The organism is Nocardioides astragali (genome assembly GCF_024436375.1).
GTDB lineage: Bacteria > Actinomycetota > Actinomycetes > Propionibacteriales > Nocardioidaceae > Nocardioides > Nocardioides astragali.
The window spans coordinates 28,983-51,103 of sequence record NZ_JAFMZM010000007.1; the positions used below are offsets into that span (position 1 = coordinate 28,983).

Below are 22,121 nucleotides of genomic sequence, written 5' to 3' on the forward strand. Positions count from 1 at the left end.
CACGCCTACCGAAACCTCCCCAGATACCCGGTCAACCGTCCTGGCCATCCGCACCACAGAACGGACGTCAGGACAGGCCCGGCAACTGGTCCAGCCTGCCGGGATTGTGGGTAGCCCCGGACCTGCCGCAGGCCTACCTTGGAGGGACCGTCGGTGGGAGGAGAGCCAGACATGGCACGGGACCGAGACACAGAGGCGCAGATCGCCGAGGTGGACCTCTTCAGGGGGCTCTCCAAGGGCCAGGTCAAACGACTCGCAGGGGCCGCCAAGGAGGTGACGCACCCGGCCGGGAAGGCCGTGTCGACCGAAGGTCTCGGCGGCCTGGCGTTCCACTACATCCTCGAGGGCACGGCCACCGTGACCAAGGACGGTCGCGAGCTGCGCACGCTGGGGCCGGGGGACTACTTCGGTGAGATCAGCATGATCGACGGCAGGCCCCGGTCCGCGACCGTGTCCGCTGTCGACACGATGAAGGTCCTGGCGATCCCGCACCAGGACTTCGAGGCCGTGATCGACAACGATCCCGACTTCGCCCGCCAGCTCCTGAAGACCTTGTGCGCGCGCCTGCGCGAAGCCGAGGCGAGGTCGACCGCCTGAACCGGGGGAGGCGAGACCCGTGGCCAAACACCCAGATGTGGAGCACGACCCGGTCCGCGAGCTGCGCGACGCGCGGGAGCACCTCGACGCGACGCGTGAGGTGCTCGTGGCCCTCGGCCGCAACCGCGACGACCCCTCCGCCGTCCTCGACGTCGTCGTCGAGCGGGCGGCGAGCCTCTGCGAGGCCCAAGGGGCGCAGCTCTACCTGATCTCCGACGACGCGCTCCGCATCTCCCGCGTCTTCGGTGCCCGGGCGCCCGACCTCCGCCGCTACCTGGAGCAGCATCCACTCGCCCTCGACCGCCGCTCGCTCAGCGGCCGCGTGGCGCTGGACCGGCGAACGCAGCAGATCCCCGACGTGCTCGCCGACCGGGACTTCGGTCGCCGTGACCTGCAGGAGCTGTTCGGCTTCCGTACGTCGCTCGCCGCGCCGCTGCTGTTCGACGACGACGTCGTGGGCACCCTGACCTTGTGGCGCAACGACGTCGACCCGTTCGACGAGCGCGCCATCGCGCTGCTCGAGTCGTTCGCCACGCAGGCCACGATCGTGCTGCGACAGGTGGAGCTCACTCGCGCCCTCGCCGCGCGTGGGCGGGAGCTTGCCGCCAAGATCGACCAGCTCGAAGCCCTGTCCGAGGCCGCCGACGCTGTGGGTTCCAGCCTCGACCTGGACGAGGTGCTGCAGCGCATCGTCGCCAGTGCCGTACGCCTGACCGGGACCGACGGTGGCTCGATCATGGAGTACGACGCCGGCTCGGACACGTTCCAGGTCCGGGCGGCCCACGGCAGCGGCCCCGACCTCCTGAGGCGTCTGCGCGACGTCGTCATCCGCCGCGACTCCTCGCTCGTGGGACGGGCCGCCACCAGCCACCAGTCGGTGTCGGTCCCCGACCTCTCCGCGTTGCCCGCCCGCGACCCGCATCTCGAGGAGCTCCACCGCGACGGCTGGCTCTCGGTGCTCGCCGTGCCGATGTTGCGCCAAGACCAGCTCGTCGGTGCGCTCGTCGTACGTCGTCGCAGCCGGGGCGAGTTCGGCGAGGACGTCGGCACCCTCCTCCAGTCCCTGGCCAACCAGTCGGCGCTGGCGATCGTCAACGCCCGGGTCCACCGCGAGCTCAGCATCAGCCGCCGCGACCTCGAGGTCGCGGGCCGGCACAAGTCGGAGTTCCTGGCGAGCATGTCCCACGAGCTGCGTACGCCCCTCAACGCGGTGATCGGCTTCTCCGACGTGCTCCTGGGAGGGATGTTCGGCGAGCTCAACGAGCGGCAGGAGGAATACCTCGGGGACATCCACTCCTCTGGCCGGCACCTGCTCGAGCTGCTCAACGAGATCCTCGACCTGTCCAAGATCGAGGCCGGGCAGATGCGTCTCGAGCCGACGGTCTTCTCGGTGCCCGCCGCGCTCGACTACGCGATGTCGGTCGTCCGCGAGCGCGCCGTGCGCCACGGCATCGAGCTCACCGTCGACGTCGCCGACGACGTGGCCCTGGTCGAGTCCGACGAGCTCCGCTTCAAGCAGGTGGTGGTCAACCTGCTCGGCAACGCGGTGAAGTTCACCCCTGCTCGCGGTGCGGTGGCGCTGCGCGCCTGGCGGGAGGCTGGTGAGCTCGTGGTGTCGGTCGCCGACACGGGGATCGGCATCGCGCCCGGGGACCAGGAGAAGATCTTCGAGTCCTTCCAGCAGGGCGGCCGGGGGGCCGTGAAGGAGGAAGGCACCGGGCTCGGACTGACGCTCTGCCGCCGCATCGTGGAGCTCTTCGGGGGACGACTGACCCTCGAGTCGGAGCTGGGCAGGGGCAGCGTCTTCGAGGTCCGGATCCCTGTGCCGGCCTATCGTCCCCTGGCGGACGGGGTGGTCGCCCCGGGTACGAGCGGGGCCATCCTGATCGTGGACGACGACCGCGCCTCGCTCGAGCTGATGGCCGCGCACCTCGAGGGGACCGGGGTGCAGCTGTTGCGGGCACACGACGGCCCGATGGCGCTCGAGCTGGCCAGGACCGCTGCCCCGGCGGCCATCGTCCTGGACATCCTGTTGCCGGGGCCGGACGGGTGGCAGGTGCTGCACGAGCTCCGACAGGACCCGTCCACGGCCGACATCCCGGTGGTCGTGGCATCGGTGGTCGACGACCGGGCCCGCGGCGCCGATCTCGGGGCCGCGGCGTACCTCGTCAAGCCCTTGGCCCGTGAGGAGCTGGTCACGACGCTGCGGCGCGTGGGAGCCCTGGCGCCGGAGACAACCAGCGCGCCCTCGACACCCGATGCCCCACCGGTCGAGGAGGCCCGCTGATGGGCGGGGCGACGGTCCTCGTGGTCGAGGACAACCGGCTGAACATGAAGCTGGTGCGCGACGTGCTCGAGTTCGCGGGCTACACCGTGCTGGAGGCCGGCACGGGTGAGGAGGGCGTCGAGCTCGCGCTCGCTGCGCACCCCGACCTCATCCTGATGGACCTGCAGCTGCCGGGGATCGACGGGACCGAGACCCTGCACCGGATCCAGTCCGGTGTCGGGGGAGCGATGATGCCCGTGGTGGCGGTGACGGCCTCGGCCATGCCGTCGGACCGTGAGGCGGCCGAACGGGCAGGCTTCGACGGCTTCCTCGAGAAGCCCATCAACGTACGTGCCCTGCCCGCGCAGGTGGCGTCCTTCCTGGCAGGCGCTCCATGACCGAGACGCTGGTGATCCTTGCGGTCGACGACGAGCCGCTGAACCTCCGGCTCCTCGAGGCGGTCCTCGCACCGCACGGGCACCGGGTCCTGCTCGCCGCCACGGGCGAGGAGTGCCTCGACGTGCTCGCCCACGACGACGTGGACCTGGTGCTGCTCGACGTCGTGATGCCGGGGATCGACGGCTACGAGGTCTGCCGGCGCATCCGCGCCGACGCGCGTACGGCGTACCTGCCGATCGTGATGCTGACCGCCAGCGACGCGGAGCAGCGGGTGGCCGCGCTCGAGGCCGGGGCGGACGACTTCGTGCGCAAGCCGTTCGACCGCAGCGAGCTCCTCGCACGGGTCGAGTCCCTCGGCCGGATCAAGCGCTACCACGACACGATCAGTGTCCAGCGCGCTGAGCTCGAGACCATGAACCGCGAGCTCGAGGAACGCGTGGCCGCCCAGGTGGCGGAGCTCGACCGGATGAGCAGGCTGCGGAGGTTCCTGTCGCCGCAGCTGGCGGAGGTCGTGATGGGGGACGAGTCGCTGCTGGCGAGCCACCGCCGCCAGGTGGTCGTGGTCTTCTGCGACCTGCGCAACTTCACCACCTTCGCCGAGACGAGCGAGCCGGAGGAGGTGATGGACCTGCTCGGCGAGTACCACCGGCTGCTGGGGTCGATCATCGACGCGCACGACGGCACGCTGGAGAGGTTCACCGGTGACGGCGTGATGGTCTTCTTCAACGACCCCTTCCCGTGCCGGGACCCCGCGGACCGGGCGGTGCGGATGGCCCTCGAGATCAACGAGCGCGTGCGCGAGTGCGCGAACCGCTGGCGCCGGCTCGGCTTCGACCTCGCGCTGGGGACGGGGATCGCCCAGGGCTACGCGACCCTCGGCCGCATCGGCTACGAGGGAAGGTACGACTACGCCGCGATCGGCAGCGTCACCAACCAGGCCGCCCGCCTGTGCGACGTGGCCGAGCCGTGGCAGGTGCTCGTCCCTGAACGCCTCGTCGCCAGCTGTGAGGGTCGGTTGCAGACCTCACGTGTGGGGACCAGACAGTTCAAGGGCTTCACTCGCGAGGTGGAGGTCCACGCCGTCGAGGCGTTGGTCGGGTCAGCCGGGGAGGAGAACGCGGAACCGGCACCCGAGGGCCGGTGATGCGGTGGGGCCGACATTCTCCACGGCGACCTCGCCGTGGTGGGCCTCGACGATCCCCTTGACGATGGCGAGGCCGAGTCCGGCTCGAGCAGTGTGCGCATCCTGCAACGGGCTGTCCGGCGTGCGTGCGCTGGTGGCGCGGTAGCCCACGTCGAACACGCGGTCCCGGGCCTCGTCGGGGATGCCCCCGCAGCCGTCGGTCACCGCGAGCTCCACGCCACCCTCGACGGACCGTGCGGCGACGTGCACCGTGCCGTCGGCCGGGGTGTGCCGGATGCCGTTCACGATGAGGTTGGCCAGGACGCGCGAGAGCCCGCCCGGGTCGGCCGCGACCTGCAGGCCGTGGGGGACCTCGCCGCCGAGCGTGACGCGGCCCGCGCGAGCGATCGGATCCGCGGCGGCGATCGCCTCGCTGACCAGGTCACCCACGACGATCGGCTGCGGATCGAGGATGAGCTGGCCGGCATGGATGCGGGACAGCTCGAAGAGGTCGTCGACCATCTGGACCATCCGGTCCACCTCCCCGCGGATCTGGCGGTGGTAGCGCGGAGGGTCCGTGGCGATCTCGTCCTCCAGCGCCTCGGCCATCACCCGGATCCCCGCCAGTGGGGTGCGCAGGTCGTGGGAGACCCAGGAGACCAGCTCGCGGCGGGACTCCTCCAGTCGCTGCTCGCGCTCGCGCGCCTCGGCAAGCCGCTGGTGCGCCGAGGCCAGCTCGGCGGACAGCTCCTGGAACTCGGCCGGCCCTCGCCGCTCGGCGACGATGGTGCCGCCTTCGCCGACCCGGCGTACGTCGTCGCGCAGCGACCGTGACCAGCGCACGAGGGCGGTGGAGAGCACCAGCGCCACCACGAGCGAGACGACGGCAGCCGCACTGGTGACGATCAGCACGACGTGGAGGTCGTGGTCGGAGATCAACATCCGCCGCGAGATGATCTGGACCCCCAGCAGCACGGTGAGGGTGGTCACCACACCGACCACGGTGAGCTGCCAGCGAAGGGAGCGATGGCGCAGCACCCAGCCCGCGAGGAGTCCCAGCAGGCCCACGACCGCTCCGCTGCCGATGGCGACGACCCAGATCTCGGTGAGGTCACTCATCGCGCCTCCTCCGGCTCGGCCGGGTCGGGTTCCTGGAGCTCCCAGCGGTAGCCGACGCCCCACACGGTGAGCAGACGGGTGGGGGTGGTGGGGTCGGCCTCGATCTTCTCGCGCAGCCGGCGGACGTGGACGGTGACCGTCGACTGGTCCCCGAAGGACCAGCCCCACACCCGCTGGAGCAGGTCGTCGCGGGAGAATGCGATGCCCGGCCCGGACGTGAAGAAGGTCAGCAGGTCGAACTCCCGCGCGGTCAGCGCGGTCTCCTTGCCCGCCAACGTCACGAGCCGGCGATCGCGGTCGATCACGAGGTCTCCGTCGACGATCACCGACGGGGCGTCGGTGTCGAGCCCTCCGACGGAGCGGCGCAGGATGGAGTCGACCCGCAGCACCAGCTCCCGCGGGCTGAAGGGCTTGGTGACGTAGTCGTCCGCCCCGATCTCGAGGCCGACGACGCGGTCCTGCTCGCTGCCGAGCGCGGTCAGCAGCACGATGGGTACGTCGGAGTGCAGGCGCAGCCGTCGGCACACCTCCAGCCCGTCCAGGCCCGGCATCATCACGTCGAGGACGAGCAGGTCGGTCTCGCCCTGCCGCACCGCATCGAGCGCTCCGGCGCCGTCGGCCGCCTCGTGGACCTCGTGCCCGGCGTTGCGGAGGTAGTCGACGACCACCTCGCGCACCGTGGCGTCGTCGTCGACCACCAGCACCTTCGCCATCGGCACTCACTCCCCGGCGCGTGAGCGGCGGGATCGGACGAACCCGGTGACCGCCACGAGCAGGACCACGATGACACTGATCGCGCACCAGGTCGTGAGGTAGGGGCGATCGAGCAGGGTGGGATTGTCCGCACGGGCTCCTGCCCGGCTCAGCACCGGGACGGCCACGACGGTGAGGGTGCCCCACACGACGAGCGCGACCAGCGCCGGTGCCCGCCAAGGCACGGGGAGCAGCCGGGACCCGGCGAAGCAGGCCGCGACGACCAGCGCCGAGAGCACGACGTCGTGGGCCACCACACCGGCGCCCAACCACAGTGCGACCTCGACCCACTGAGCCGGAGCCTGCCGGGTCAGCAGGAGCGCGGCACCGTAGAGGGCCAAGGAGGCACCGCAGGCGCCGACCAGCAGACGTGTCCTCACGCCGACACCTCCAGGCGGGAGACCCACTTGGTCTGCAGGACGCCGGGACGGTTGGGCGCGATCACGCGACACGGGAAGCCGTGGTCCAGGGCCAAGGGCTCCCCGGCCAGGTCGAGCGCCAGGAGGGTGCGCTCGTCGGCTGCGAAGCTCGCCGGCAGGGTGGAGCGCCGGAAGGCGCCCGCCTGCTGGAGCGAGACGACGACGACCTCGCGATCCGTCGGAGCGTCCGCGGTGCGCAGGACGTCGGCCACGCGCACTCCGGACCACGTGCCCTGCGCGCTCCACCCCTCGACGCACGCGATCGGCAGGTCGACCGTGTGCGGCGGCATCGCGCGGAGGTCGTCGTACGAGAAGGAGGCGGCGAGCACGCCGCCCACCACCACCTCGAGTCGCCAGTCGGGCGCGGTGGCCGACTCCTCGACACCGGCTGCCTGCGCGGACTTGTTGATCGGGACCCCGCCGGGCCCCTCGCCGGTGCGGGTGGCGAAGACCGACACCCGCCGCAGCCACGGGACCGTGCCGCCCGCGGTGGCGAGGACGGCGACACCGGCGGCAGCCGCGGTCGTACGGACCAGCGCGCGCCGCGACAGGGCACCCGGGACCGTCGCGGTCACCCGGTCGTGAGTGGTTGCGTCGATGTCACCGGACAGCAGGTCGCGGGTGATCGGCAGCTTGACCGCGACGTGGACGAGCAGCGCGCCGATGGCGATCCACGCCAGGGCGTAGTGGGCGGTGCGGAAGGAGAAGGTGAGCCAGGGATACCACTGGGCTGCGTTGAGCGCGCCCGTCGCGAGCTGGAAGATCGACGCGGCGACCAGGACCCCGATGGAGCCGCGCTCGAGGACGGCGATGAGCAGGCGGCGGGCGTCGCGCACCGGCAGGCTCTCGAAGAGCTTCGGCAGGACCGACCAGAGCTTCACCAGCAGCAGGGGGACGGCGGCGACGCCGGAGGTGACGTGGAGCCCCTGAGTGACCTGGTATCCCCAGCTGGGACTGGTCGGGAAGGGGACCGGGTGCGACGGCAGCTGGGCGTAGTGGCTGATCAGACCAGTGACGAAGCACAGCCCGAACGAGACACCGAGCCACAGTCCGACCCTCGCGGCGACGGCCGGACTGCGCAGGCGCGACGTGAACTGCTCCGGCGCCGGCGGCTTCAGTCGCGCCCTCATCACGCGACCTGGCACAGGACGGCGGCGTGGCGCTCGCCGAGCCGGTGGACGTCGCGCACGGCCAACCCGGCTCCGGCTGCGGTGGTCGCGAGGTCGTCCACGCCGAGGGTCGCCCACCTGAAGGGGCGGCTGCGCCGACCCGCGGCCTCCAGTGCCGCCCAGCCCCGATCGAGGGCGACGCCCGGCCCGGCGACCTCGACGACCACCGTTCCTCCCGGAGCCAGGAGCTGGCGCACGCGGCGCAGGAGGACCCCCGGGTCGCCGCCGATGCCGATGTTGCCGTCGGCGAGCAGCGCGGTGCACCACCTGCCCTCGCCCGGTACGCGGTCGAAGACGTCGCGCCGCACCGCCGAGGCTCCACGGTGCCGGGTGAGGGCGACCGCCGCGTCGACGATGTCGATCCCGAGCGTGACGTGACCGGCCAGCATCAGCGCCTCGGTCATCCGGCCCGGACCGCACCCGATGTCGATGGTGGGGCCGACGCACAGCTCGACCAGGCGCTGGTCGTGGTCGTCAGCGGCTCGTCGCCACCGGTCGACGGGAAGGGCCACCGGGTCCTCGCCGCGCCGCACGACCACTGTCGGCGACCCGTGGAGCGCGCTCGCGAACACCTCGCTGAAGGACTGGTCGGTCACCGGGTGCTCCCCGTCGAGACGCCGCGCCAGGCACGGGCGAATCGCGTGTCCGGGAAGAGAGCCGCCACCAGCTCGGCATCCGCGAGCGTGTCCACGTCGGTCATCGTGGGTGCGATGCCGACTGTCCGACACGCCCGCTCGAGGGCGCGACGGGTGTCGGTGCACGTGTTGCGCGTCGACATCCGCACCTGCGCCACGTCTCGTACGACATCGGGGTCGCGGCGGGCGAGCGCCCACCAGCCGCCGTCCGCGGCCGGCCCGAGCACGGCGTCGTGGTCGGTGAGGCCGTCGGTGACCGCCGTCAGCGCGGCCACGGTGACGTGAGGGGTGTCCATGCCGATCTGGACGACCGGCCCGGGACCGGCATCAGCGTGCGCGTGCACGAGCCGCTCGGCGAAGGTGTCGCCACGTTGGGGACTGATCGCCCAGCCTTCGAGCGCTGCGGAGATGGCCTCGCCGTCAACTGCGTCGCGCAGGTCTCCGGACAGGCTCAGGTGACCCTGTGCGCCGGCATCGCGGCACGCGTGGATGGTGTCGAGCAGAGCCGCCGCGGCGAGCGCCGCGGCCCGCTGCGCACCGATCCGGGCACCGAGCCGGGTCTTCACCTGCCCGGCGACAGGTGCCTTGGCGACGACCAGCACCTTCATCGCAGCACCTGCCAGAAGTCGCGCGCCGTACGCAGGGTGCCGAGGACCGAGCCGGACACCTTCGACCGGGTCCCCGCCGCGCGCGGGTGGTAGTCCACGTCGTGCTCGCTCAGCCGCCACCCCTCGCGGGTGACGGCCTGCAGCAGCTCGACGGGGTATCCGAACCGACGGTCCGCCAGACCGAGGTCGAGCAGCGCCTGGCGGCGGCACACCCGCATCGGGGCGATGTCGTGGGCCTGCATCCCGATGCGCCTGCGCAGCCAGGCCGCGATGACCGCGTTGCCGGCCCGCGCGTGCCAGGGCCACACGCCGCTCTGCACCGGGCGGCGTCGCCCGACCGCGAGATCGGCCCGGCCGGATGCGACGTCGTCGAGCAGCGGGACGAGCTGGTCCGGGTCGAAGGAGCCGTCCGCGTCCATCACCGCGACGAACTCGGCCGTCGCCGCCTCGATCCCCGTGTGGACGGCCGCGCCGTAGCCGGGGGTCGGCTCGTTGACGACGCGGGCGCCCAGGTCCCGCGCCACCGAGGCCGTGTCGTCGCGCGATCCGTTGTCGACGACGATCACCGAGAAGCGCGAAGGCACCCGCGGCAGCAGGTCGCGCAGGGCAGGACCCTCGTCGCGGCACGGGAGCACGAGGTCACAGGTAGGCACGTCCTCGACGCTAGTGAGAGCGGCTCCTGATCTCGATGGGTTGCCTCCTTACGAAGTCGTGACGTGTGGCCGGCGGAGGTGCGTCGCGGCGCTGCGTCCCTAGGCTGACCCGCATGAGCGTCGCGACCGAGGACGGGGCACGCACCGGGCGTCGCGCCACCGTCGGTCTCGCCGTGGCCCTGATCGTGCTGGCCGCCTCCTTCGCCGTGCCGCCCCTGCTCGGTTGGGACGTGGACGCGCGCAGCGACATGCTCGGGCTGCCGCCCACGCACGGCTACCTCGACGCCAAGGTCGCGCCTGCCAGCGTGCTCGCGGTCCTCATCGCTCTCGGTGGCGTCTGGCGGGGCGAGGTGCTGGCCCGGACGTTGTCGTGGCGCGCGCTGATGCTGGTGTCGTACGTCGTGGGGCTGGCGTGGCTGCTCGCCCTTGCGCTGGTCGACGGCGAGTCCGGGTTGACGCGGGTGATGTCCAACCCGGACGAGTACCTCGTCACCGCTCGTCAGGTCCCCGACATCCCGGCGATGCTGGCGGGATACGTCGAGCGGATCCCCAGGTCCCACCCGGACAACTGGCCGATCCACCTGGCCGGCCATCCCCCCGGCGCGGTCCTGTTCCACGTCGCGCTGGTGCGGATCGGGCTCGGGGGCGACCTCGCCGCCGCGCTCGCGGTCGTGGTGATCGCAGCGAGCGTCCCGGTCGCGACGATGTCGGCGCTGCGGTTCCTGGACGCGGAGCGGCTGGCCCGCCGTGCCGCGCCCTTCCTGGTGCTCAGCCCAGCGGCGGTCTTCCTCGCGGTGTCGGCCGACGCCGTCTTCGCGGCGGTCGCGGCATGGGGCCTGGCAGCGCTGGCGTGGTCCGCGACGGGGTCGGGCCGCACGCGACTCGTGGGAGGGGGAGTGGTCGCTGGGCTGCTGCTGGGCTGGTGCGTGTTGAGCTCCTACGGTCTGCCGCTGTTGGGTCTCCTCGCGCTGACCGTCCTGCACCTGGCCCGCAGCTGGTGGCCGCTGCCTGTCGCGGCGCTGACCGCGCTCGGGGTGGTGCTCGCCTTCGCCGCGTTCGGATTCGCGTGGTGGGAGGCCTACCCGGTGCTGGTGGACCGCTACTGGGACGGCATCGCCGCGACGCGGCCGGCGGCGTACTGGATGTGGGGCAACCTCGGCGCTCTGCTCGTCTCGGGAGGACCGCTGCTCGGGGCCGGCGTCGCAGTGGCCGCGACCCGTCACGGCGCACGGACCCGGACCGTCGCGTGGCTCGCCGGAGCGGCTGCGGTCACGATCGTGGTCGCCGACCTCAGCCGGATGTCGAAGGCCGAGGTGGAGCGGATCTGGCTGCCGTTCGTGCCGTGGCTGACGCTCTCCCTGGCACTGCTGCCACGAGGCTGGCGGCGCTGGGGCCTGGCGCTCCAGGTGACGACCGCGGTGCTCGTGCAGCACCTCGTCTACACGAGCTGGTGATCGTCAGGCGCGCAGGGGCGCGGTCGCGAAGGCACGCAGGCCGTCGTCGGGGTGCACCCTCGCGGTGAACCCCAGCTCGCTCGTCGCGAGCGCCGGGGAGGCGACCACGTGGCGTACGTCCCCGGGACGGAAGTCGCCGGTCACTTGCGGGACGACCCCTCGTCCGGTGGCCTCCGCGATCCGGGTGGCGACGTCGAGGATGGTCACCGGTCGTCCGGAGCACACGTTGTAGGCGGCGTAGTGAGGGGTCCTCGCCGACACCACCGACTCCAGGGCGAGGACGTTGGCACGGGCGACGTCGTCCACGTGGACGAAGTCGCGTACCTGCCGGCCGTCCTCGTAGACCCGCGGTGCGTCGCCCCGCTCGAGCGAGGAACGGAACATCGCCGCGACGCCGGAGTAGGGGGTGTCGCGCGGCATCATCGGGCCGTAGACGTTGTGGTAGCGCAGTGCCACCGCGGCCGCTCCTGCCTGACGCACCCACGCGGAGGCGTAGTGCTCCTGGGCGAGCTTGCTGGCGGCATAGCTGCTGCGCGGGTCCGGGCGAGCGTCCTCGGGGACGAGCGACCACGTCAGCGGCCGGTCGCAGGCGGGGCAGTGGTTCTCGAAGTCACCCGCTTCGAGAGTGGCCGTCGCGCGAGGCGGCGGCTGCTGCTCGCCGTGCCGCGGACAGGTGTAGCGCCCCTCGCCGTAGACGACCATCGAGGAGGCCAGCACCAGCCGGTCCAGTCCCGCCTCGTGCATGGCTGCCAGCAGCGCCGCAGTGCCCACGTCGTTGTGGGAGGCGTACGCCGGCAGGTCGCCGACGCGCACGCCCGCACCGACCAGCGCCGCCTGGTGACAGACCACGTCGACACCGCGCAGGAGGGCGGCCCACTCCGGCGAGGCGGCATCGCGCACGTCGAGCCGACGGACGCCCTCAGGGGGATCCGTGCTGCCGTGGGCGGAGTCCAGCATGAGGTCGACGCCGACGACCTCGTGGCCGCCTGCCGTCAGTGCCCGGTCGATCGCGGTGCCGATGAAGCCGGCCGCTCCGGTGAGCAGGACCCTCACCGGCCGGGCACCTCGTAGGTCAGCTCGATCCCGTCCCACCACGTGCCGCAGGCGCACCCGTCGGGGTCGGGAAGGGCGCCGATGGCGGTGGTGAGGAGTTCGGTGAGTCGCTCGAGGTTGTGGCGGAACAGCGCGAAGACCTCCGCCTGGCCGACGCCCGCGCCGGTCTCGGTGCCTGCGTCCATGTCGGTCACCAGCGCGAGAGGTGCGTAGCACTGGCCCACCTCGCGAGCGAGCGCCGCCTCGGGCGCGCCCGTCATGTTGACCAGGTCCCAGCCCTGGTCGGCGAGGTGGCGCGACTCGGCGCGCGTGGAGAACCGGGGACCCTCGATGACGACCATGGTCCCGCCGGCGCGCACGTCGCCGTGGGCCGCGGCGAGGGCAGCCGAGATCCCCGCGCAGTAGGGGTCCGCGAAGGGCAGGTGCACCGCGCCGGACTCCACGAACGACCCGACGCGGCGATGCGTGCGATCGACGAGCTGGTCGGGGACCACGAGGTCGCCGGGAGCCACCGTGTCGCGGAGGCCGCCGACGGCGCAGGGTGCGAGCACCTGGCGCACGCCGAGGGAGCGGAGGGCCCAGGCGTTGGCGCGGTAGGGGATGCCGTGAGGCGGATGGTCGTGGTGGCGACCGTGGCGCGGGAGGAAGGCGACCCTGCGCCCTGCCACCTCCGCGACGGCGATCGGCGCTGACGGGTCGCCGTACGGCGTGGTGACCACGTGCTCGGTCGGGTCGGGGAGGAAGGAGTAGAAGCCGGAGCCGCCGATGACGGCGACATCGGCGTGCGGCACTGAGGAGGACGAGTCGCTCACGCCGCCGAAACTAGCCGACCCGGCAGGTGGTTCCTGCCGGGTCGGACACTGTTCCTCGATTCGTAAGGACTCACTCCTCGGAGGGCGCCGAGCCCTCCTTGGTCTTGATCAGGTCCATCACCGTCGAGTCGGCGAGGGTGGTGACGTCGCCGACCTCGCGGTGCTCGGCGACGTCCTTGAGCAGGCGGCGCATGATCTTGCCGGAGCGGGTCTTGGGCAGCTCGGGCACGACCATGATCTGGCGCGGCTTGGCGATCGCACCGATCTCCTTCTGCACGTGCTTGCGCAGCTCCTCGACGATGTCAGGCCCGCCGTCGCCGGCCGCCTCCCGCAGGATCACGAAGGCACACACGGCCTGCCCGGTGGTCTCGTCGGCCGCCCCCACCACGGCCGCCTCGGCGACCTTGGGGTGCGACACCAGGGCCGACTCGATCTCGGTGGTGGAGAGGCGGTGGCCCGACACGTTCATCACGTCGTCGACGCGGCCGAGGAGCCAGATGTCGCCGTCCTCGTCGAGCTTGGCGCCGTCGCCGGCGAAGTAGAGGCCGGGCCAGCGCGACCAGTAGGTGTCCTTGAAGCGCTGGTCGTCGCCCCAGAGCGTGCGGAGCATGGCGGGCCACGGCTCCTTGAGCACGAGGTAGCCGCCGTTGCCGTTGCCGACAGAGTGGGCCTCGTCGTCGACCACGTCGGCGGAGATGCCGGGCAGTGCCTTCATCGCCGAGCCGGGCTTGCCGGCCGTGACGCCGGGCAGCGGGCTGATCATGATCTGACCGGTCTCGGTCTGCCACCAGGTGTCGACGACCGGGCACCGGCTGCCGCCGATGACCTCGCGGTACCAGATGTAGGCCTCCGGGTTGATCGGCTCACCGACCGACCCGAGGAGTCGCAGTGACGACATGTCGTAGCCGTCGGGGATCTCGCGGCCCTGCTTCATGAAGGTCCGGATCGCGGTGGGCGCGGTGTAGAAGATGGTGACCTTGTAGTCCTGCACGATCTGCCACCAGCGGCCCTTCTCGGGCGTGCCTTCGTACATCACCTGCGTGGCACCGTTGGCGAGCGGTCCGTAGACCATGTAGGAGTGGCCGGTCACCCAGCCGACGTCTGCGGTGCACCAGTAGACATCGGTCTCCGGCTTGAGGTCGAAGACCGACCAGTGCGTGTACGACGTACCTGTGAGGTAGCCGCCGGTGGTGTGCAGGATGCCCTTCGGCTTGCCGGTCGTGCCGGAGGTGTACATGACGTAGAGCGGGTGCTCGGCCTCGTGCATCTCGGGCTCGTGCTCGCTCGAGGCGGAGTCGACGACGTCGTGCCACCACACGTCCCGGCCCTCATCCCATGCGACGTCCTGGCCCGTACGACGGACGACGAGGACGTTGCGGACCAAGTCACCGGTCTTCTCGACGGCCTCGTCGACGGCCGGCTTGAGCGCGCTGGCCGCGCCGCGGCGGTAGCCACCGTCGGCGGTGATGACCACCTTCGCCTCGCAGTCGGTGAGGCGGGAGGCCAGGGCGTCGGCGGAGAAGCCGCCGAAGACGACCGTGTGCGGGGCGCCGAGGCGCGCGCAGGCGAGCATCGCGACGACGACCTCGGGGATCATCGGCATGTAGATCGCGACCCGGTCGCCCTTCCGCACGCCGAGGTCGGTGAGCGCGTTGGCCGCGCGGGACACCTCGTCCTTGAGCTGGGCGTAGGTGATGTCGCGCGTGTCGTCCTCGGGTTCGCCGACCCAGTGGATCGCGACCTTGTCGCCATTGCCGGCCTCGACGTGGCGGTCCACGCAGTTGACCGAGGCGTTGAGGGTGCCGCCGACGAACCACTTGGCGAACGGAGGGTTGGACCAGTCGAGGACCTGGTCCCACTTCCGCCCCCAGTCCAGCCGCTCGGCCGCCTCGGCCCAGAAGCCTTCACGGTCGGAGTCGGCGCGGGCGTACGCCTCCTCGGTGACGTTGGCATTCGCAGCCAGGTCGGCCGGGGGCTCGAATCGGCGCTCTTCACGGGACAGGTTGGACAGTGTCTGGTCGGACAACGCGCTCTCCTCGATCAAGGGGACGTGCTGGGTGCGGGGGGCGGTGCTGGCTGCAGGGCTGGCTACAGGGGGGATCCGGGGGGTGAGCCCCCTCGCCGAACCTACTCCGGCTCGGCGAGGGGGTCACGGGTGTGTTGGTGACGAGGTACGCCGTCAGTGCAGGACGGCCTGCTCGGCCCCGGCGCCGGTCAGCGCGCGGACCTCGAGCTCGGTGTAGCGCTCCTCCGCGTCCGGCTCACGCGAGCTGATCGTGCCGAGGTAGCCGAGCAGGAAGCCCAGCGGGATCGAGACGATGCCCGGGTTGTTGAGCGGGAAGATCGACCAGTCGGAGTCGGGGAACAGCGAGGTCGGCAACCCGGACATGACCGGCGAGAAGAACACCAGCCCGACGGCCGAGATGAGGCCGCCGTAGATGCTCCAGGTGGCACCGCGGGTGTTGAAGCGGCGCCAGAACATGTTGTAGATGATCGCCGGGAGGTTGGCCGACGCCGCGACCGCGAAGGCCAGGGCCACGAGGAACGCGATGTTGAGCCGCTGGGCCGGGATCGACAGCGCGATCGCGATCGCGCCGATGACGAAGGCGCCGATGCGGGCGACCCGCACCTCCTCCTTCTCGGTGACGGGCTGGTCCTTCTTGATGACGCCCTTGTAGAGGTCGTGCGCCACCGACGAGGAGCTGGCCAGCGTGAGGCCGGCGACCACGGCGAGGATGGTGGCGAAGGCCACGGCCGCGATCAGGGCCAGCAGGATGGCACCACCCGTGGAGCCCTCGCCGCCACCGACGGCCTCCGCGAGGAGGGGTGAGGCGAGGTTCTGGTTGCCGCCCTCGAGGGGGTCCACCTGGTCGCGGTCCAGCAGGGCCGCGGCGCCGAAGCCGAGCACCAGCGTCATCAGGTAGAACGTGCCGATCAGGGCGATCGCCCACAGCACCGACTTCCGCGCGTCCTGCGCCGTCGGCACGGTGTAGAAGCGGATCAGGATGTGCGGCAGGCCGGCGGTGCCGAGCACGAGCGCCAGTCCCAGGGACAGGAAGTCGATCTGCGACGTCAGCGAGGCGCCGTACTGCAGGCCGGGCTGGAGGAACGCCTCGCCCTTGCCGGAGTTGTCGGCCGCCGAGCCGAGCAGCTCGGAGAGGTTGAAGTTGAACTTCGCCAGCACCAGCACCACGATCAGCGCCGAGCCGAGCATCAGCAGCACGGCCTTGACGATCTGGACGTAGGTCGTGCCCTTCATGCCGCCGACGACGACGTAGAAGATCATCAGCGCACCGACGCCGATGATGGTGATGTTCTTGACCGCCTCGCTGTCGACGCCGAGGAGCAGCGCGACGAGCGTGCCGGCACCGACCATCTGGGCGAGCAGGTAGAAGATCGACACGACGACGGTCGAGATCGACGCCGCGCTGCGAACCTGCCGCTGCCGCATCCGGAAGGCCAGCTGGTCGGCCATCGTGTAGCGGCCGGCGTTGCGGAGCATCTCGGCGACGAGGAGCAGCGCGACCAGCCACGCCACCAGGAAGCCGATGGAGTAGAGGAAGCCGTCGTAGCCGTAGACCGCGATGGCGCCTGAGATGCCGAGGAACGACGCGGCGGACATGTAGTCGCCGCCGATCGCGAGGCCGTTCTGGAACCCCGAGAAGGAGCGCCCGCCGGAGTAGAAGTCGGCGGCCGTCTTGGTCTGCCGGCTCGCCCAGAAGGTGATGGCGACGGTCGCCGCGACGACCGTGAGGAACAGGACGGTGGTGAGGACCTGGGTGTCCATCAGGCGTCTCCTCCCTTGCGGTACTCCGCGTCGAGCTGGCGGGCCAGCGGGTCGAGCTTGGTCTGCGAGTAGTGGGCGTAGTACCAGGCGAGGGCGAAGGTCGTGACGAACTGCAGCAGCCCGAAGATCAGTGCCACGTTGATGTTGCCCACCACCTGGGTGGACATGAAGCCGCCCGCCCAGTTGGAGAGGACGACGTACAGCAGGTACCAGGCCAGGAAGGCGACGGTGGCCGGGATCACGAAGCTGCGGTAGCGGTGGCGCAGCTCGGCGAACTCTGGTGTCGCGTGCAACCGGTCGTAGATGGGATCGTGGCGCGCGGCCCGCTCATGCTCTGTCACGGATGGGTCCTTCCGCAGGGGTCACCGGGGTGTGACCACCGTCACCGTGACACCCGTCTGGACGCGTGGGGGAGGGGGGCGTGCAGCCCCGTCGACCGGTGGAAGTGGCGTTGCGCTCAGCGGTCGGTGCCGTACGACGAGCGGTCGACAAGGCTGTCGAGGGCTGCGGTCCCCGCGCTGGTCGGAAGGACGATCAGGCGTCGCGAAGCCTGATCATCCAGTCCTGCGGACGTGGCAACGGGGTGAACCCGACACGCGCGTAGACGTCGTGGGCGGTGCTGGTGGCCAGGACGATGCGCTGGACGCCCGTCGGCTCGAGGAGCTCGACGACGGTCTCGACCATCCGGTTGCCCAGGCCGCGGCCGCGGTGGTCGCGGTCGACGTAGACGTCGCAGAGCCAGGCGAAGTTGGCGTGGTCGGTGAGGACGCGGGTGTACGCCACCTGCTCGCCGTCGCGGAAGACGCCGACGTTGACGGAGTTGCGGGCCGCGGTCTCGACGTTGTCGCGGGTCCGGCCCAGAGCCCAGTAGGCGTCGGTGCTCAGCCAGTGGTGGACACGGTCGAGGTCCATCTCGGTGAGGGCGGTGCGGATCTCGTAGCCGTCGGTCATGAGGACGAGTCTCGCTTGACCGGGTGCGGTCTCCGGAGGGTGTCCGGCAGCAGCTGTGCACCCGGCCCACGCTCGGCGGCCCAGTCGCCGGCGTTGGAGAACGCGCAGCTCCGCAGGCTCAGGCAGCCGCACCCGATGCAGTTGTCGAGGCCGCCCTTGAGGCGCTGGAGGGCGGCGATCTGGTCGTCGAGGCGCTTGCGCCAGTGCTTCGAGATGCGGTGCCAGTCGGCCTTGGTGGGAGTGCGGTTCCCGGGCAGGCGCGCGAGCTCGTCGCGGATCTCCTCGATCGTGAGCCCGACGTTGGACGCGGCGCGGATGAACGCCAGCCGGCGCAGCACGCCGCGCTCGAACCGTCGCTGTCCGCCGGCGGAGCGGTGGGCCGTGATCAGGCCCTCGGCCTCGTAGTAGCGGATGGCGGACGCGGCGAAGCCGCTGCGGCTGGAGATCTCACCCATCGGGAGCAGATCACGGGAATTCATCGTCACCCCTTGAACTCAAGTTCACTTCAACTTGAACGATAGTCCCATGACGACGAAGACATCGAGAAGGGTGGCGCTGGTCACCGGGGGATCGACCGGGCTCGGCCTGGCACTGTGCAGGGCGCTCGCGGCGCAGGAGTGGCGGGTGATCACCGACGGCCGCAGCGAGGAGAAGTTCAAGGAGGCCGACCTCCCGGACGGCGTCACGGTAGTGGTCGGCGACCTGACCGATGCCGACCATCGGGCCCGCCTCGCGACGCAGGTGGAGGCCCACGGCCGGCTCGACCTGCTGGTCCACAACGCCAGCACCCTCGGCCCGTTGCCGATGCGCCCCCTGGCCGAGGTCGACATCGCCGACCTCCAGCAGGTCTGGCGCACCAACATCGGAGGACCGTTGGTCCTCACCTCGGCGCTCCTGCCCTGGCTGCGCGAGGCGAACGGCGTACTGCTCTCGATCAGCTCCGACGCGGCCGTCAACCACTACGAGACCTGGGGCCTCTACGGCGCGAGCAAGGCCGCGCTCGACCACGTGACGCTGACCTACGCCGCGGAGACCGGGCTGACGGCGTACGCCGTGGACCCCGGCGACATGCGCACCGCGATGCACCAGGACGCCTTCCCCGGGGAGGACATCTCCGACCGGCCGCTGCCGGAGACGGTCGTGCCGCGGCTGCTCGCCCTGCTGGACGCTCGCCCCGAGCCCGGACGCTACCGGGCCGCGGATCTGGGAGGTGGCTCCTGATGACGCTGCTGGACGAGTCCCCGCACACAAGGTTCACCGCGTCGGCCTTCGCGCCGCAGCCCGCGGAGGAGCGCGGCCTGCAGCGCGACGAGGTGCGCCTGCTGGTGGCCACTCCCGACGGGCTGGAGCACGCACGTTTCCGCGACCTCCCCGACCATCTGCACCCCGGCGACGTGCTCGTCGTCAACACCTCGGCGACCGTGCCCGGCGAGATCGACGCCGAGCTCGACGGAGCGCCGGTCGTGCTCCACGTGGCGCACGCGCTGGAGGACGGCGACCGCGTCGTCGAGCTGCGTACGGCCCCCGATGCGGCGCGTGCCGTGCTCGACGCTTCCTCGGGCGACGCGGTCACCGTGGGCGACGTACGCCTGGTGCTCCGCGCGCCGTGGCCGGGCAGGGGTCCGTCGTCGCCGACGGGCGAGGGCAACCGGCTCTGGCGGGCATCGGTGCGTGGCGACCTGGACCGGCAGCTGGACTGGAACGGCCGGCCCATCGCCTACGGCTACCTCGACCGGCGCTACCCGCTCACGGCCTACCAGACCGTCTTCGGCACCCGGCCCGGCAGCGCCGAGATGGCCTCGGCGGGACGACCCTTCACGGAGTCGCTCGTCACCCGGCTCGTGACCTCGGGCGTGCAGTTCGCCCCGGTCACCCTCCACACCGGCGTCTCGTCGCAGGAGGTGGGCGAGGCGCCGGGGCCGGAGTGGTTCGAGGTCCCGCCGTCGAGCGCGCGCGTGATCAACACCGCCCGGGAGCATGGTGGACGCGTGATCGCGGTCGGCACCACCGCCACGCGGGCGGTCGAGTCGACAGTGCGTGGCAGGCACGTCGTCGCCGCCCGCGGTTGGACCTCGCGGGTCCTCACCCCGGGCGACCCGCCGCTCGTGGTCGACGGCCTGATCACCGGGTGGCACGACCCGATGGCCTCGCACCTGCTGCTCGTCGAGGCGGTGGCGGGGGAGCGGCTCACCCAGGCGGCGTACGACGCGGCGGTGGCCGAGGGCTATCTCTGGCACGAGTTCGGCGACTCGGCGCTTCTGCTTCGTCGTTGAGGGACCGTGGGCGTGGGTGCCCGTGGACGCCCGTGGTCCTCCGACCCAGCTTCCTGCGATGAACGGTGTCCATCGCCCTGCTCGGTGGCGGCTCAGCCAACTCACATCTCCTGCGATGGGACAGCTAGATCGTGGAGTCGCCCGCGAGGCGACACCACGAGGGCCGAGCAGGCTGAGACGCTCGAGCGGTGGAGGTGACGAAGTCGCACCGCGACGCCGCGCGGACCCTGGGGATCACATGGGTGGTGCTCCTGCTCGCCGTGCTGGCCGTGGGCTGGCTGATCACCCACCCGCTGGAGACCGTGGTCGACCCGTGGGACGACCGCGTCGAGCGGTGGCTCGTGGACCAGCGGACCTCTGAGCTCAACACGGCCGCGGCCGCCGGCAGCCACCTCGCCGACACGGTCGTGGGGCTCGCGCTGGCCGCCGTCCTCGCCGTGGTCGCCTGGCGGTGGCAGCACTCGACGAGACCCCTCGTCTACTACGCCCTGCTCGTCGGCGGCACCCTGGCGCTCTACCTGGTGGTCACCCTGCTCATCGCCCGCGACCGCCCGCCAGTGAAGATCCTCGATCCCGGGCTGGTCCCCGACCACAGCTACCCGTCGGGCCACGTGGCGACCTCGATCGTGGTCTACGTCGCCACCGGCGTCTTCCTGGCGATCACGGTGCCGGCCTGGCGCCGCTGGACGTGGCCCCTGTTCCTCGTCCCAGTGGTCGTCATCCCGTCGCGGCTCTACCAGGGCGCGCACCACCCGACCGACGTCCTGGCCAGCGTCGTCTTCGCCTCGGTGTGGGTCGCCGTCGTGGCGCGTGTGGTGCTGTCCGCACCGACAGCTGCGTCGACACACCGCCGACGACGCCCGGAGCCAGACGGGCGCTGAGGCGCCGCGTCGGCGCGTACTGTTCGCCCATGCCCGCGCGTCCCGCCAGTGATCGCCGCCGCGCGCCCACGATGGCGGACGTCGCCGCGCGCGCCGGGGTCTCGCACCAGACGGTGTCGCGCGTGCTCAACGGCATGCCGGGCGTCCGCGAGGAGACCGCCGCCCGGGTCCACGACGCGATCACCTTCCTCGGCTACCGCCGCAACCTCTCGGCACGGCTGCTCGCCTCGTCCAGGTCGCGCACCATCGGGGTGGCGACGTGGGGGACGAGCCAGTACGGCCCGCAGCAGACACTCCTCGCGCTCGACCTCGCGGCACGCCAGTCCGGCTACCGCGTGGTGATGACGACCCTCATGACCATGACCGAGCTGGGCACGAAGGCGGCGGTCGAGGAGCTGCTCGAGCAGGCCGTCGAGGCGGTGGTCCTGGTCATCCCGCACGAGACGGTGCTCCGCTTCGCCACGGGGATCGACCTCGGCGTGCCGGTGCTGGTGGTCGAGGGGGACCTCTCCCGCATGCCGCTGACGGCCGGCGTCGACAACATCGAGGGTGCCGCGCTGGCGACGCGTCACCTCCTCGGGCTCGGGCACCGCACGGTGTTCCACGTCGCGGGCCCCCCGGGCTGGAGCGAGGCCCAGGCCCGCATCGACGGCTGGCGGATGGAGCTGCACGCCCAGGGCGCCCCGGTGCCGCCACTGCGGTGGGGCGGCGACTGGAGCTCGCGCAGCGGCTACGACGCAGGCCGGAGCCTGGCGCGGGACCCCGACGTCACCGCCGTGTTCTGCGCCAACGACCAGATGGCGATGGGTGTCATGGCGGCGCTGCGCGAGGCGGGCAGGAAGGTGCCCGACGACGTCTCGGTCGTCGGCTTCGACGACCTGCCGGAGTCGGAGTTCCTCGACCCGCCACTCACGAGCGTGCGGCAGGACTTCGCCGAGCTGGGACGGCGCGCCATGGGCCTGGTCGAGCGCGTGCTGTCCGGCGACAAGCTGCCCTCGGCCGATCTCGTGCCCACCTCCCTGGTCGTGCGCCGGTCCACGGGCGCACCCCCGAGCTGACGGCGCAGGAACTCGTCCAGACCAGGGTCACGTGATCTTGACGTAGCTGAAGTGAACGCTCACACTCCCATGTGAACGCTCACATATGACGGTGCTCACACCCCCCTGATT

Annotated in this window: 23 protein-coding genes; 9 read left to right on the top strand and 14 right to left on the bottom strand. The window is 71.6% G+C overall.

Annotated elements, in window-relative coordinates; translation table 11 throughout:
- The first annotated feature begins 171 nt into the window (after positions 1 to 171).
- Genes J3P44_RS21940 through J3P44_RS21955 form a run of 4 tightly spaced genes read left to right on the top strand, consistent with a single transcriptional unit; the run spans position 172 to position 4,406 of the window.
- A complete protein-coding gene (locus tag J3P44_RS21940; RefSeq protein WP_255892626.1) occupies positions 172 to 597 on the top strand; it encodes a Crp/Fnr family transcriptional regulator in 426 nt (141 codons plus the stop codon).
- A gap of 19 nt (positions 598 to 616) precedes the next feature.
- Positions 617 to 2,884 (top strand): GAF domain-containing protein, encoded by a 2,268-nt coding sequence (locus J3P44_RS21945; protein WP_255892627.1) that lies wholly within the window; start codon positions 617 to 619, stop codon positions 2,882 to 2,884.
- Positions 2,884 to 3,261, top strand: coding sequence for a response regulator (locus J3P44_RS21950; RefSeq protein WP_255892628.1), 378 nt, complete (start codon positions 2,884 to 2,886; stop codon positions 3,259 to 3,261). The genes J3P44_RS21945 and J3P44_RS21950 overlap by 1 nt, the downstream gene beginning before the upstream one ends.
- Complete coding sequence (locus J3P44_RS21955) at positions 3,258 to 4,406, top strand: adenylate/guanylate cyclase domain-containing protein (protein ID WP_255892629.1); 1,149 nt, start codon at positions 3,258 to 3,260, stop codon at positions 4,404 to 4,406. Before J3P44_RS21950 ends, J3P44_RS21955 begins: the two co-directional genes overlap by 4 nt.
- On the opposite strand, the gene J3P44_RS21960 is transcribed toward J3P44_RS21955, so the two are convergent.
- From J3P44_RS21960 to J3P44_RS21990, 7 genes are read right to left on the bottom strand one after another with little or no spacing between them, the layout of a single operon-like run.
- Positions 4,362 to 5,504, bottom strand: coding sequence for a sensor histidine kinase (locus tag J3P44_RS21960; protein ID WP_255892630.1), 1,143 nt, complete (start codon positions 5,502 to 5,504; stop codon positions 4,362 to 4,364). The genes J3P44_RS21955 and J3P44_RS21960 overlap by 45 nt on opposite strands.
- On the bottom strand, positions 5,501 to 6,217 hold the full coding sequence (locus J3P44_RS21965; RefSeq protein WP_255892631.1) for a response regulator transcription factor: 717 nt from the start codon (positions 6,215 to 6,217) through the stop codon (positions 5,501 to 5,503). The genes J3P44_RS21960 and J3P44_RS21965 overlap by 4 nt, the downstream gene beginning before the upstream one ends.
- Before the next feature lie 6 nt (positions 6,218 to 6,223).
- Positions 6,224 to 6,637 (bottom strand): hypothetical protein, encoded by a 414-nt coding sequence (locus J3P44_RS21970; protein WP_255892632.1) that lies wholly within the window; start codon positions 6,635 to 6,637, stop codon positions 6,224 to 6,226.
- Complete coding sequence (locus J3P44_RS21975; RefSeq protein WP_255892633.1) at positions 6,634 to 7,806, bottom strand: molybdopterin-dependent oxidoreductase; 1,173 nt, start codon at positions 7,804 to 7,806, stop codon at positions 6,634 to 6,636. The genes J3P44_RS21970 and J3P44_RS21975 overlap by 4 nt, the downstream gene beginning before the upstream one ends.
- Complete coding sequence (locus tag J3P44_RS21980; RefSeq protein WP_255892634.1) at positions 7,806 to 8,441, bottom strand: class I SAM-dependent methyltransferase; 636 nt, start codon at positions 8,439 to 8,441, stop codon at positions 7,806 to 7,808. Before J3P44_RS21980 ends, J3P44_RS21975 begins: the two co-directional genes overlap by 1 nt.
- A complete protein-coding gene (locus J3P44_RS21985) occupies positions 8,438 to 9,088 on the bottom strand; it encodes a TIGR04282 family arsenosugar biosynthesis glycosyltransferase (protein ID WP_255892635.1) in 651 nt (216 codons plus the stop codon). Before J3P44_RS21985 ends, J3P44_RS21980 begins: the two co-directional genes overlap by 4 nt.
- A complete protein-coding gene (locus tag J3P44_RS21990; protein WP_255892636.1) occupies positions 9,085 to 9,741 on the bottom strand; it encodes a glycosyltransferase family 2 protein in 657 nt (218 codons plus the stop codon). The genes J3P44_RS21985 and J3P44_RS21990 overlap by 4 nt, the downstream gene beginning before the upstream one ends.
- A 113-nt stretch (positions 9,742 to 9,854) precedes the next feature.
- On the opposite strand from J3P44_RS21990, the gene J3P44_RS21995 reads away from it, so the two are divergent.
- Complete coding sequence (locus J3P44_RS21995) at positions 9,855 to 11,195, top strand: hypothetical protein (RefSeq protein ID WP_255892637.1); 1,341 nt, start codon at positions 9,855 to 9,857, stop codon at positions 11,193 to 11,195.
- Positions 11,196 to 11,198: 3 nt separating this feature from the next.
- On the opposite strand, the gene J3P44_RS22000 is transcribed toward J3P44_RS21995, so the two are convergent.
- The 7 genes from J3P44_RS22000 to soxR form a co-directional block, all read right to left on the bottom strand.
- Entirely contained in the window at positions 11,199 to 12,248 is a 1,050-nt protein-coding gene (locus tag J3P44_RS22000; protein WP_255892639.1) for an NAD-dependent epimerase/dehydratase family protein, read from the bottom strand.
- A complete protein-coding gene (locus J3P44_RS22005) occupies positions 12,245 to 13,060 on the bottom strand; it encodes an S-methyl-5'-thioadenosine phosphorylase (RefSeq protein ID WP_255892640.1) in 816 nt (271 codons plus the stop codon). Before J3P44_RS22005 ends, J3P44_RS22000 begins: the two co-directional genes overlap by 4 nt.
- Before the next feature lie 70 nt (positions 13,061 to 13,130).
- Positions 13,131 to 15,086 (bottom strand): acetate--CoA ligase, encoded by a 1,956-nt coding sequence (gene acs / locus J3P44_RS22010; protein ID WP_255892641.1) that lies wholly within the window; start codon positions 15,084 to 15,086, stop codon positions 13,131 to 13,133.
- Between the two features lie 153 nt (positions 15,087 to 15,239).
- Positions 15,240 to 16,847, bottom strand: a complete 1,608-nt coding sequence (locus J3P44_RS22015; protein WP_255892642.1) for a monocarboxylic acid transporter — start codon at positions 16,845 to 16,847, stop codon at positions 15,240 to 15,242.
- Positions 16,847 to 17,188, bottom strand: a complete 342-nt coding sequence (locus tag J3P44_RS22020) for a DUF485 domain-containing protein (RefSeq protein ID WP_255892643.1) — start codon at positions 17,186 to 17,188, stop codon at positions 16,847 to 16,849. Before J3P44_RS22020 ends, J3P44_RS22015 begins: the two co-directional genes overlap by 1 nt.
- 193 nt (positions 17,189 to 17,381) lie before the next feature.
- Complete coding sequence (locus tag J3P44_RS22025) at positions 17,382 to 17,798, bottom strand: GNAT family N-acetyltransferase (protein WP_255892644.1); 417 nt, start codon at positions 17,796 to 17,798, stop codon at positions 17,382 to 17,384.
- A complete protein-coding gene (gene soxR / locus J3P44_RS22030; RefSeq protein ID WP_255892645.1) occupies positions 17,795 to 18,277 on the bottom strand; it encodes a redox-sensitive transcriptional activator SoxR in 483 nt (160 codons plus the stop codon). The genes J3P44_RS22025 and soxR overlap by 4 nt, the downstream gene beginning before the upstream one ends.
- Before the next feature lie 46 nt (positions 18,278 to 18,323).
- On the opposite strand from soxR, the gene J3P44_RS22035 reads away from it, so the two are divergent.
- From J3P44_RS22035 to J3P44_RS22050, 4 genes are all read left to right on the top strand, one after another.
- Positions 18,324 to 19,019, top strand: coding sequence for an SDR family NAD(P)-dependent oxidoreductase (locus J3P44_RS22035; protein WP_255892646.1), 696 nt, complete (start codon positions 18,324 to 18,326; stop codon positions 19,017 to 19,019).
- A complete protein-coding gene (locus J3P44_RS22040) occupies positions 19,019 to 20,071 on the top strand; it encodes an S-adenosylmethionine:tRNA ribosyltransferase-isomerase (protein ID WP_255892647.1) in 1,053 nt (350 codons plus the stop codon). Before J3P44_RS22035 ends, J3P44_RS22040 begins: the two co-directional genes overlap by 1 nt.
- A 188-nt stretch (positions 20,072 to 20,259) precedes the next feature.
- Complete coding sequence (locus J3P44_RS22045) at positions 20,260 to 20,952, top strand: phosphatase PAP2 family protein (protein WP_255892648.1); 693 nt, start codon at positions 20,260 to 20,262, stop codon at positions 20,950 to 20,952.
- A 29-nt stretch (positions 20,953 to 20,981) separates the two neighbouring features.
- The gene (locus tag J3P44_RS22050; RefSeq protein ID WP_255892649.1) at positions 20,982 to 22,010 is read left to right on the top strand and encodes a LacI family DNA-binding transcriptional regulator; all 1,029 of its coding nucleotides are present in this window, start codon (positions 20,982 to 20,984) and stop codon (positions 22,008 to 22,010) included.
- Positions 22,011 to 22,121 lie beyond the last annotated feature (111 nt).